General features: G+C 42.5%; 8 protein-coding genes. 5 read left to right on the top strand and 3 right to left on the bottom strand.

What is annotated here, in order from left to right; translation table 11 throughout:
• Positions 1-400 precede the first annotated feature (400 nt).
• Positions 401-592: a hypothetical protein gene (locus NE535_RS18250; protein ID WP_261299983.1), complete on the top strand. Its 192-nt coding sequence runs from the start codon at positions 401-403 to the stop codon at positions 590-592.
• Between the two features lie 305 nt (positions 593-897).
• Here the strand turns inward: NE535_RS18250 and NE535_RS18245 are convergent, their stop codons facing one another.
• Positions 898-1,734 (bottom strand): M14 family metallopeptidase, encoded by an 837-nt coding sequence (locus NE535_RS18245; RefSeq protein ID WP_261299982.1) that lies wholly within the window; start codon positions 1,732-1,734, stop codon positions 898-900.
• 247 nt (positions 1,735-1,981) lie between these two features.
• Between NE535_RS18245 and NE535_RS18240 the strand changes: the two genes are divergently transcribed.
• Positions 1,982-2,563, top strand: a complete 582-nt coding sequence (locus tag NE535_RS18240; protein ID WP_261299981.1) for a lipid-binding SYLF domain-containing protein — start codon at positions 1,982-1,984, stop codon at positions 2,561-2,563.
• 63 nt (positions 2,564-2,626) lie between these two features.
• On the opposite strand, the gene NE535_RS18235 is transcribed toward NE535_RS18240, so the two are convergent.
• Positions 2,627-3,064 (bottom strand): OsmC family protein, encoded by a 438-nt coding sequence (locus tag NE535_RS18235; RefSeq protein WP_261299980.1) that lies wholly within the window; start codon positions 3,062-3,064, stop codon positions 2,627-2,629.
• Between the two features lie 399 nt (positions 3,065-3,463).
• Here NE535_RS18235 and NE535_RS18230 point away from each other — a divergent pair, with 399 nt between their 5' ends.
• Positions 3,464-6,421, top strand: coding sequence for a TonB-dependent receptor (locus tag NE535_RS18230; RefSeq protein ID WP_261299979.1), 2,958 nt, complete (start codon positions 3,464-3,466; stop codon positions 6,419-6,421).
• Between the two features lie 87 nt (positions 6,422-6,508).
• On the top strand, positions 6,509-10,843 hold the full coding sequence (gene pulA / locus NE535_RS18225) for a pullulanase-type alpha-1,6-glucosidase (RefSeq protein ID WP_261299978.1): 4,335 nt from the start codon (positions 6,509-6,511) through the stop codon (positions 10,841-10,843).
• 139 nt (positions 10,844-10,982) lie between these two features.
• Here pulA and NE535_RS18220 read toward each other — a convergent pair whose 3' ends face one another.
• The gene (locus tag NE535_RS18220; protein ID WP_261299977.1) at positions 10,983-11,624 is read right to left on the bottom strand and encodes a DsbA family oxidoreductase; all 642 of its coding nucleotides are present in this window, start codon (positions 11,622-11,624) and stop codon (positions 10,983-10,985) included.
• A 395-nt stretch (positions 11,625-12,019) separates the two neighbouring features.
• Between NE535_RS18220 and hpf the strand changes: the two genes are divergently transcribed.
• On the top strand, positions 12,020-12,376 hold the full coding sequence (hpf, locus tag NE535_RS18215) for a ribosome hibernation-promoting factor, HPF/YfiA family (protein WP_261299976.1): 357 nt from the start codon (positions 12,020-12,022) through the stop codon (positions 12,374-12,376).
• Positions 12,377-12,435 lie beyond the last annotated feature (59 nt).

Genomic DNA, 12,435 nt, shown 5'->3' with positions numbered 1-12,435 from the left:
ATCACAGATGGGGCTTTTTTATAAAATCTTAACTTAATTAAATTTCATGGGCGTGAAAGAGTGGCTTCAAGTGCAGATGATCCAGCGAAACGCCGCAAGCACTTCCATGTGGGCTTAACCAAAACAATAACATCCATGTTAAACAGCCAGTTCGGCATCCATGCCTCTCGCTCAAAAATGTTTCACTTAGTGAAACTTCGCCCTGTTTTGGATACTCGCTGGCTCATCAGCACCCATAATTTTCACATCTCCGATTTAACTTCATTCGTAACAACTCCATAAGAAAAGCTTGGATGTTCGGTTTGAATTGAGGTCATCGAGAAAAGTTCGTGAGCTTGGCATGGATGCCAAGCTAGCTTTCGTTGGGCCATGGACGGCTCATCGGAAGCGTTAGGGCTTTTTGACAATTGCCGAAGCGGACTACAAACTCGGTTTAAAGCTGGATCGATCCCCATCGAAAATTATGCGCTTTTCAGCATTTTTCGTCAGGGGCGGCAGGGTGATCCAAGAGGGTATTGCTGTTGATACCCTTTTGGCCGGTGCAGGATGGAATCCTGCGATGTTATTCCAAACGGAGTTTGGAAATACTTAAAGAAAACTTACGAGCTAAATCTAGTATGGGCGAAAAACAGCAAACTTTGGGGCAAAACCAAGCTAGTTTTCAAATCAAAACTTATATCAAATGAAGCTAAATCGAAGAGATAAAATGACCCGGTGTAGATACGGCTGAGGGTATCGAAAACAGGACGTTTTCGTTAAGCGGCCATGGATGGCGCAAAGCGTCCCGAAGCAGTATTTGCACATAAGGTCGCTCTTTTACATCTGACCCATAGGGAAATGGGAAATGTCAGTGTGATGTGGAGAACATCCCTGACCATGTGACCACGACATTATGATCTATTGACGATTTTCATTAACAAAGTGGTTGATAAACAAGGTAATCGCATCACGATTAGCAAGCACGCGTTGATCAAAATCTTGCTGGCCTGGTGTTTCGGTGCAGATAGCAATTTGACTGCCACTTTGAAATAACGCACTTTCAAATGAACTATCAAAATGATTAAAAATAATGCCATCTTTAACAGGGCAATCATCAATCTCACCGTCAGCGGCAATCGGGAAGTATCGTCCAAGACTATCGCGTAGCTGATAACTGAGCGGGCTAGGTAATGCATGAGATTCTAATGCGTACAAATAAGTGTCATGCAGTAACACATCTTCATGACAGGTTAATATGCCATGCTCAGAGGCCCCCAGTAATGTGGCCATGGATTGTTGTAAAAGAAGCCCTTCAACCGAGGTGTGCTGGTTTGATGCGACTTGCCCTGATTGATATACAAAACCTCGGTTAGGATTTTGCTGAAACAGATTTAATCGGTTGCCGATACTAAATCCGCTTGGATTGACCAGAGGTAAAATGCTCAAATTCACGTTCTCAAGTACGCTTGGCTCAAGCAGAGTTAAGGCGCTGATTAATCCCCATGGTCCGGCAGATTCTTCGCCGTGAAATCCCGCACAGACCAAAATTGACGGTTTATCTGAGTGAATGTTTGCTGATTGGTAAAGCGATAACGGATATTGCTGGTGGTTGTTATCAATAAAACCTAAAGGTTTGGCTTGCAAGTTTAAACGGGTAACTTGAGCGGATAAATATTTCTCAAATTGCTTTAAGTCATTACTTTGGCAGTTAAATAGCGTGCTGTTCCATTGATAGTTTGCAAATAACTGCTTCATAAATTTTATGTCCAATAAATATTTTCTTCATTTTAAACAGAGATAAACAGAATGACTATCTAAAAAGACCACTTGCCTATCGGCTGATTGTAAAAAATTGCTAAAACTGCTGACATAACGTAAAGGATGTTGATTTTTTGTGCGCCCAAGGTTGATAGTATAAGGTAATGTTATGTTTTGAGGCGATATTTACTTTGAGTTTTCATGGTAGTTGCTTATCTTTGCCGCAGAATTACTAGGAGTAAATATGACTAAGTCTTTATCAATTATTGTTTTACTAACCGCTATTTTAGGTTTATCTGCATGCGCTACGGGTAATACGCCTGAATCCAAAAAAGCCAATGCCCGCAAAGAAACACAAGAAGCATTAGCTGAAATTTATAAAGAACATCCAGCAGCAAGAACTGCAGTAAATCAATCTGTGGGTTATGTGGTGTGTTCGGGCAGTAATAGTTACTTATTTGCGCTTTCAACTGGCGGTGGAATTTGTGTACTAACTGAAGGTGGCCAAAAGTCTTACTACCGTTTTGCAACAGGTGGTGTGGGTGCTGGGATCGGTTGGAAGCAAATGGCTTATGTACAAGCTTTTATCAAGCGTGACGCATTAACGCGTTTTAAAGAGTCGGGTTATGAAGGCCAAGCTCAGGCAGAAGCCAGTGCTAAATATGAAGAGAAGGGCGATCAAGCATCTGCCAACCAGTCGGTTGATATTGATGGGGTGAAAACTTATCAAGTGAATTTAATGGGCGCTGCCGCTCAGGCCACTGTTCAAGGTTACAAGTATTGGAAAACCGACTTTAGCGAAGATTTTATGCAAAAATCTGAGTAATATGCCGATAAATACTCACAAAAAAGCCGCAATTAGCGGCTTTTTTATTATTTAACGCATAATTTAGTGCTTAATTTCAACTTCGCAAGCTAATGAATTAGCAATAAAGCAATTTGCGTGTGCTTTTTCATGAATTTTGGCGATCGTTTCATCGCTCACCTCAATACCTTCAGCAAATACGACTTCAGGATTTAAGGTCATTTTAACAACAGCGATTTTACCTGCGTCATTTTTACCTAAATCTGCAATAGCGTTATCGGTATAGGTGCTAACAGGTAAACGTTTAAGGTGCGCAATCGCTAAAAAGGTCAACATGTGACATGAAGAAAGCGCAGCCAAAAGGTTTTCTTCTGGGTTAACTTTATCTTCGTTACCTTTATATTCAGGTGCCGATGAAGCTTCAACCGATTGACCACTGCCATATTTGACTTGATGATCACGATTAAATTCGCCTTCTGTTGCTGGTGAAGTGTGCCAATCAACAGTTACTTTAAAACCCATCTACTACTCCTAATTTGAGCGACCACATTGTTACCACAATGCGTAATTCGATGATGATTCAACACTAACTTGCGCTTAATGTCCATGCTTTTTGTATGTATTCAATCACATCATATAAATGAATTTATGATGAGAATTAACCCCAAAATATATACAGCTATTCAACTTGGTAATAACACTTTCTTTTTTATACCTAAAAATACGATTTCACATAAAACACCTCACTAACCAAAAAATAAATTGTTGCGCAATTGTTATGAATACGTATGCAGTGTGTTGTTAACAAAAGAGGGGGAAGCCTAGTATATCGGCATAATAATTGTTCGATATTCGAGATAGTGTTAGTGGTATATCTGAGTGTTGGGCGCAATAAAACCTTTAAGATGAAGGGGAAAACCAATGCTCAAAAGTAAACCCAGTGTACTATCGCTAGCGATTGCGGCAGGAATGAGTGTGATGTTCATGCCTTGTTCTGCGCTAGCTGCTGATGAAGTGACGCCAGAACAACAACCCATGACGGCTGAGGTTAGCACAACTGATCAGACTGATACTGCCAAGACGGAGTTAAATCGTGAGGTGTTGAGTGATAATGATGAACCTATCGAACGCATTTCAGTTAAAGGCTATAGCCGCAGTTTAATTGATTCGCTTAATTCTAAACGTTATAGCGATACCGTATCAGAACAGCTTTCAGCCGATGATTTGGGGGCTTTACCCGATGTATCTATGGCCGATGCGTTAACGCGTTTACCCGGTATTTCTGCGGTACGTACAGGCGGGCAGGCGGCTGAAATTAACATTCGCGGCATGTCAGGCGGGTTTGTATTTTCAACCTTAAATGGTCGTGAACAAGTCTCTACAAGCGGGTCTCGCAGCATTGAGTTTGACCAATATCCTTCAGAGTTAATCAGTTCAGCTGCTGTATATAAATCACCTAAAGCGTCGCTTATTGAAGGTGGGGTGGCTGGTACCGTTGAGTTACAAACAATCAGCCCTTTAAGTACCGATAAAGACCACAGTTTTGTGGTTAATGTTCGTGGCATGCATAACGATCGCGCTAGTGAAGTCTATGGCGCCGAAGAATATGGCAGCCGATTAAGCTTTTCATATCAAGGCAAGTTTTTAGAAGACACATTAGGTTTGGCGGTTGGCTATGCCCGTTTAGACCAGCCGAGTGTGGCTACCCAGTTTATTGGTTTAGCGTATAACGACTCTAAAGAGTTAGATGGTTTAGCAAACGATGTTAATGGGCCCATTGATAACCCAAGTTATGAATACATCAGTGAAGGGTTTGAAATTCAGCACTTAGGTGGGGTCGAAACCCGTAATGGATACATGGGCGCCATTGAATGGGCACCCGTCGACAATTTTGTGCTAAAGGGGGATGCGTTTATGTCCCGCTTTGACAGTGAAGCCTTTGCCCGTGGCTATCGTGTCAAATTAGGTGGCCGCAATGCCAGTGTTGCTAATCCGACATTTGATGGCAATAGCGTGATAGGTGGCACCTTTAATCGCACATCTAAAAGCTACACCCGCGTTGAAATTGTCAATGATGATAACCAAGATTTTGATGAAGTAAACAGCTATGGCATTAACGCAGATTGGCAAGTGACTGAAAAATTAAATGTGAATGTCGACGTGTCATTATCATCGGCAAAAAGTGATTTTCGTAATGGCTTGTTATGGTCAAATGTGGCCGAAGATGCCAATGCTGAGACGCCCATTTTTGATGAGAACGTGTCGATTAGCTATTTACTTAATGGCCTAGATTTACCGGATGTGGGGTTTAATCAAGCACAAGCATTTTCTGATATTGATCGGGTTATGGTGAGTAAATACGGTATTTACCCATTTGAAAACGAGGATGAAGTTAAAGCTTATCGATTAGATTTTAAGTACGATCTTGCAACCGATGTGATCAGCAGTATCGAATTTGGCGTGCGTTACTCTGATAGAACCTATTCAAATGATCGCTCGGTATTTGAATATGGTAATGACGGTGCATTTTCAAAGTCAGAACCGCCGTTAAAGCTGACACAGGACATGGCAACCGTTGTCGATTGGCAAGGTGATTTTAGTTATTTCCCCTCATATCTCGCCATAGATTTAGATTCGGCCTTAAATGCATGGTTTCCGAATGGTGTGCCACAACCCGTACAAACTTGGGGCAACGCTGGCGGGGTGATTGATCCTAAAGGTTACACCACTAACTACTCATGGACCATGCTGCAAAGCGGTGAAGTGTATGAAGAGGTGCTAGCGGCATATGTCATGGCCAATATCGACACTGAAATTGCAGGTATTCCAGTGACAGGTAACTTTGGTTTACGTATGGTCGATACTGACCAATCAGCCACCATGCTGCAAAATGTTGAGGGTGATGTTGACCTTGGGGCACAAAACATCACTGACAGTATCGGCATTATTAACCAAAATTATGTGCAAACCGTTCAAGGGGTGACGTACACCGATTATCTGCCTTCTATTAATTTGAATTTCAAAGTGGCGGATGATTCGCAAATCCGCGTAGCTGCGGCCAAAGTGATGTCTCGCCCACCTATTAACCGTTTAGCGGGCGATATCAGCGCCTCGGTTTCGGATGATGGTGAAATTAATGGCTCAAGTACCAACAACCCATTTTTAATGCCGTTTTATGCGGATCAATATGATCTGTCTTTTGAGCAATACTTTGATGAAGGCGCCTTTGTGGCGGCGATTTTCTACAAAAATATTGATTCATTTATCGATACCGTCGCTATCACTAACTTCGATTTTAAAGGCAATGGCTTTAACGTGCCTGAATACATCATTGATGAAATTAGCGGAGAGCAAATTGCTACAACTAATGGCACCTATACTACAGCGGTAAATAATGCCGAAGGCGGGTATATTCGTGGACTAGAGCTAGCCTATACCCAAGTGTTTGCTTCGCTGCCTGATGCCTGGTCTGGATTAGGTTTTAACGCCAGTTATTCCTATACCGAATCTGAAGTGCAATCGATGACCAATCTTGGTGGCGATACCACAACTCAAGATTTGCCAGGTTTATCAAATAACGTAGTGAGTGCCACCTTGTTTTATTCCTACGAAGGTTTTGAAACCCGTGTGAGTGCGCGTTATCGCGATGAGTTCGTCTCTGAGCAGGTGGCGATTAACGAACAGGTGGTTAACTTTGATGCTGAAACCGTTATCGATTATCAAGCGTCTTATCAGGTTACTGATGGCTTAGGCGTATTGTTTCAGGTGAATAACCTTACCGACGAGCCAACCAAGAGTTACTTCGGCACAGAAAATAAAACCGGCACTTTGCAATATTTTGGTCGCGAATTCTATTTGGGGTTCACTTATGCCATGTAATCAGCAGTCAAAGTTCAATCAACAGAAAACAATCAAAACACAACACCAGATTGCGTTACTACAAAAAGTGATGGGGAGAAGTCAGTCATGATGACCAAGTCAACAATAACAACCTTCAGTGTTTTTGCACTGAGTATGACAGCATTGATAGGCTGCGGTGGCGATTCTGCCGAGCCCGGAAAAGTGTTATTAACCTGTAATGTGCCTAATGTACCAAACGCAGCAGGTACAGATTGTGTGCCGCCACCGCCATTAAGCTGCCCTGCGCCTAAGTTTCCCGATGCAAAAAATGAAAGTTGCATAGTAGGTTATAACCCTGAATTACCTTTGCCATCCGTGTTAGCTGGACCTAATCAGGCAGTGCTGTATTACAACCGAATTAAAGACAAAGATAACTCCAACGCCAACCCTAATTACCCTGGTTATAAGCTCCACTCATGGAATAACGATACCTGCGATGCTTATGCTCCACCGTTTGATTCAACGGATTGGGCCAATGGTCATTCGTTTGATGGTATCGATCCTAACTATGGGGCTTACTGGCTGATTAATTTAAAAGAAGGTCATAGCGATTGTGCCAACTTTATTATTCATGTCGGTACTGAAGGATCAGGTAAAGCACTGGGTGACAGTGATTTAGTGATGAATCTTAAGTCATTTGAAAATGATGTCGCGCCTGAAGCACAATTTAACCGGGTTAACTTTACCATTCATGGTGAGTCGGATGTGTATGACTATCCAATTTTGGATGTCGGTTTTTCTATTGACGGTGCCAGTGCTCACTGGCTAGACCAAAACACCTTTGTGTGGAATGAGTCTCCAGAGGGCGTTGCCAAATTTGTTTTACACCACTCTGCCAGTGCAGGCATTGAAGCCGATAATGAGGGCAATATTAGCGGTGTGCAAATTGAGTTAACGGAAGCAACCTTAAGTGATGCGCAAAAAGCCTTGGTGCCGCATTTAGCTACTTGGCCCGCCTATGACGCGAATTTTACTGCAGATGAAGCTAAGAGTATGGCTAAAGAGCAGTTGGTGTTGGTTGCATATGATAGTGACAATAAACCCGTTGCCGCCACCCATGTGCAAGTAGCCAAGGTGTTAGATGCACTTTACACCACGGGTGATAATGATGCCGATGAAGCGACATTAGGCATTACCTATGACAACGGGATAACCGCTAAGGTGTGGGCGCCAACGGCACAAAGCGTGAATTTAAAGATTTATGATAACGCTAAAATACTCACCAAAACCGAGGCTATGAGCCTAGATACCGCAACGGGTATTTGGTCATTTACTGGGGATATCAGCCTTGATCGTCAGTATTACCGCTACGAGTTAACTGTGTATCATCCTGTTTCGAAAAAAATCGAAACGTTAGAAACCACCGACCCATACTCTCTTAACGTGTCAACCAATGGCCGTTACAGCCAGTTTGTTAATTTAACTGATGACGACTTAAAACCTGAAGGCTGGGATGGACATACCATACCAACCATTGCAAATCCTGAAGATGCAGTGATTTACGAAGGGCACGTACGTGATTTTAGTGCCCGTGACGAAAGCACCACAGTCGCAAACCGAGGTAAGTATTTAGCCTTTACTGAAGAGGGGTCAGCACCTGTTGAACATTTACGCACACTTGCTGAAAAGGGGGTGACTCATTTTCATCTTTTGCCAGTGACAGACATAGCGACCATCAATGAAAATCCCGCTCAGCGTATTGATATTACCGATACCTTAGGTGCCTTATGTGAAAAAATTGATGACAGTGCTACTGCGTGTAAAACCCAAGATAAATCAGCCACTATAGAATCGATTTTAGCGGGATATGCTGTAGGCTCTTTTGATAGCCAAGACTTAGTGAATGCTATGCGAGGTTACGACAGCTTTAACTGGGGTTACGATCCACAGCACTTTATTGCACCAGAAGGCAGTTATGCCAGTGATGCAGATGGTGTTGCGCGTATTATTGAATTACGTGCCATGAACCAAGCGTTACATGAGTTAGGGCTGAGAGTGGTACTTGATGTGGTGTATAACCACACCAGTGCTTCTGGCCTATGGGATAACTCAGTGTTGGATAAAGTAGTGCCAGGTTATTACCACAGATATAACGAGATTAGTGGAAAAATTGAATCCTCAACCTGTTGTGATAACACCGCAACAGAGCACCGCATGATGGACAAGTTTGTTACCGACTCAATGGTGATTCTGGCCAAAGAGTATGGTTTTGATAGCTTCCGTTTTGATGTGATGGGGCATATGCCGAAAAGTAGTATTTTGGCTGCGCGTGAGGCTGTACAAGCCGTTGATGCCGATAATTATTTTTATGGTGAGGGTTGGAACTTTGGTGAGGTGGCCGATAACCGTTTATTTGAACAAGCGGTGCAAGCGAACATGGCGGGTAGCGAGGTAGGCACTTTTAACGACCGTATCCGCGAAGCCGTCCGTGGTGGTGCTTTATTCACTTCTGAGCAAAAAGATGATTACTTGCGTGATCAAGATACATTAAGGTTATCGATGGCCGGTAACTTACAAAACTACGTGTTAAAAGACTTCAACGGTAACTCAGCCAAAGGCAGTAGCTTTAGTTGGAATAGTCAGCCAACAGCCTATGCGCTAGATCCAGCCGACAGTATTAATTATGTCTCAAAGCATGATAACGAGACTCTTTGGGATATCTTGCAGTATTCAAATGATGAAACCTTGTCATTAGCATCACGGGTACGAGTGCAAAATATCGCAGCAACTATTCCGTTAATGAGTCAGGGTATTCCATTTTTACAAATGGGCGGAGACATGTTGCGCTCAAAATCAATGGACCGAAATACCTATGATTCTGGCGATTGGTTCAACTGGGTCGACTTTACCAAAAACAGCAACAACTGGAATGTCGGTTTACCGTTAAAGCAAGATAATGCTGCCAAAATGGCGCAAATTATCAAAAGATCGGGTAACCCCAATTCAGCAGCATCAATGTCTGAAATTGAGTTTGCCTCTAGCGTGTTTAATGAGTTTTTATCGATTCGTAAAACGAGCCCATTACTGCGTTTAACCACAGAGCAAGATATTATCGACCGCGTTGGATTTCATAATATCGGTAAACGCCAAACTCAAGGTGTGATTGTGATGAGTGTGGATGATGGCCTTGGTTTAGTGGATATTGACCCTATGGTTGATGCTATGGTGGTAATGATAAATGGCAGTGCTTCAGCTCAGTCGCATACCGTAGCCACAGCCAGCGGTTTTAGCTTACATCCAACGTTAGTCAACTCAATGGATATTGACGTTCAAGGTGCTAGTTTTAATCAGGGCGAGGGAGAAGGCACCTTTAACGTTCCAGCTTATACAACGGCCGTGTTTGTTAAAGCTCAAGGCGATACACAAGGCGCAGGCTTAAATGCTAATGCCACAGCGGGTGCGCCCGATGTTGTGCCATTTGGTAGCACAGAGGTATTTGTGCGTGGCGGCATGAACGGTTGGGGAGAGGTTGATTCATTTACCTATGTTGGTGCGGGTGAATACCGGGTGGCAATTACCCTTGCTGCGGGTGATTATGAGTTTAAAATAGCCTCGGCAGATTGGAGCACGGTTGATTTTGGCGCGCTATCGAGCGATGTTGCGGGAGTCGATGAAGATGTTGCTGAGCAATTAGCTGCCAAAGGCGCCAATATGCTATTCAGTGCCACCGCCGATGCAACCTATGTGTTCTCGCTTGATGCATCAGATAAAGCCAATCCTGTGTTAACGGTTTATAACGAAGAGCCATTTGCTGGCACATCAGTATTTGTGCGAGGAGGCATGAACGGTTGGGGAGAAGCCAATGAGCTAGTCTACTTAGGTGGCAGTATTTATCAGAGCCACATTATGGTGACAGCAGGTACCCATGAGTTCAAAGTGGCTTCAGCAGACTGGTCAACGGTTGATTATGGTAGCGGTGAAACAGACACATCGGTCACATTGGCAGAACCCAAATTACTCGCAGTGAAAGGCAGTAACTTAAAGGTGACGTTTGATAGTGATAGCGAATATACCTTCACCTTTGATATGAGTCATCGTAACGAGCCGACATTAACCATCAATAAGACCGAGATGTTTGCTGGCAATACCGTTTATATTCGTGGCGGCATGAATGGTTGGGGGGAAGTTGATGCCTTAGCCTATCAAGGGGGATCGGTTTACACCGCTGATATCGCTATCGCTGTTGGTGAGTATGAATTTAAAATTGCGACGGGTGATTGGTCTACTGTGGACTTTGGTGCCGTCGCGGGAGATGAAATAGTGATAGAAGGCAACAGCAAAACCCTTGCAAAGAAAGGGGCGAATATGAAACTGTCGGTTGCAATGGATGCCACTTATCGATTCACTGTTACTGGCCCAAGCAGTGATTCACCTGCATTGAAAGTGATGAAGCTGAACTAACCGCAAAGCGTTATTGCAACCAATACACAGTAATTTTTTGATTAAATTGATAAAAAACCAGCGCAAGCTGGTTTTTTTTATGGGCAGGAGGCTGATTAAACGATGACCACGTTAAGTGACTATCTATGGTTAACCCGCGTTATTCTTGCAGCTGTTTTATGGTTTCAACTAAGTATTCTGCGCTTTGGGCGCCGGAAATTAAATATTGCTGGTTAAACACAATTGCAGGTACTGCACTGATCCCTCGTCCTTGCCACAGGGATTGTTCTGCTCTAACAGTATTAGCATACTGTTGCGATGCTAATACTGTTTTAGCCAGCTCACGATCTAATCCAACCGTTTCAACCACATTTAATAGCACTTCATTATCAGCAATGTTTTGCTGTTGCTGAAAGTAGGCTTCAAATAAGGCTAATTTTAGTGCGGTTTGTTTGTTAAATGACTTCGCCCATTGCAATAGCTGGTGGGCGTTGAACGTATTGTAAATACGTGATTGGTCAGTGAAATTAAATGCAATATCTAAGGTTTTACCTATAGCGGTTAAATTGGCTCTATTTTGTTGGCTTTGCTGCGGTGTAGAACCGTATTTTTCGGCTAAGTGCTCACCAAGATGTTGACCATCTTTACCCATATCAGGATTCAGCTCAAAAGGATGCCAGGTGATTTGAACATCGATTGCGGTAAAAGTACTTAAAGCTTGTTGCAAGCGCTTATATCCAACAATACACCATGGACACATTACATCTGAAACTATGTCTATTTGCAGTGTTTTAGGTGCCATTTTATCAACCTCTAAATTAATTAAGTTTCATTGATTTGCATTAAATGATTAAAATTTAACTGAAAATACTACTTATTCGCCTGCTTTGTGAGCAAGCTTTGTAAAGCCCACTAAAGTAGTAAACAAAGTGACTTGTTTATGTCTATACTAAGTGTGTATTGTGGTGTTAAATAATTTTAAGAACAAGGTTGTTCAGATTTATTTGGTGTAATAACTATTTAGTTATGCATCGCCTAAACAAACAATACAGAATTAAATTACAGATGTGACTTGAATCTCATTTTGCCACATTGTTGATTTAATCTCTTGAGATCCACAGTACATGCCCCAAGTTCTATTTTAAGTCAGCAATTAAATTAGCATTAAAATAGACGTTATTACGTTAAGGACACTCTATGAAAATAAATCTTTCTGGTCACCATGTAGACGTTACCGACACAGTCAAACAACATGTAGAAGAAAAGTTCAGCAAGCTTGCGAGCCATTTCCCCACTCTTATTTCATTAGACGTAATCATCGCTAAAGAACATGGCGAATACGACGTAGAAGTTAGCACCAATTACGAAGGTTCACGTATTGCAGCTAAAGGCCTTGATGCTGTGATGTACCCAGCCATTGCCAGTGCAGCTAAAAAGTTAGATGCCGCTCTTAAGCATCGTAAAGGTCATTTAAAAGCAGATAAACATGCTAAACCTGAAGTTACTGCACCAGAAATTGCTTATGAAAAAGTACAAGAGATGGATTTACGTTAATTGAGTTCTTAAATCCAGTTCTAATAAAAAACGCAGCCTAAGCTGCGTTTTTTGTTTAT

Source organism: Shewanella holmiensis (assembly GCF_025370255.1).
Lineage (GTDB): Bacteria > Pseudomonadota > Gammaproteobacteria > Enterobacterales > Shewanellaceae > Shewanella > Shewanella holmiensis.
This window is presented reverse-complemented; position numbering and strand designations above follow the sequence as displayed.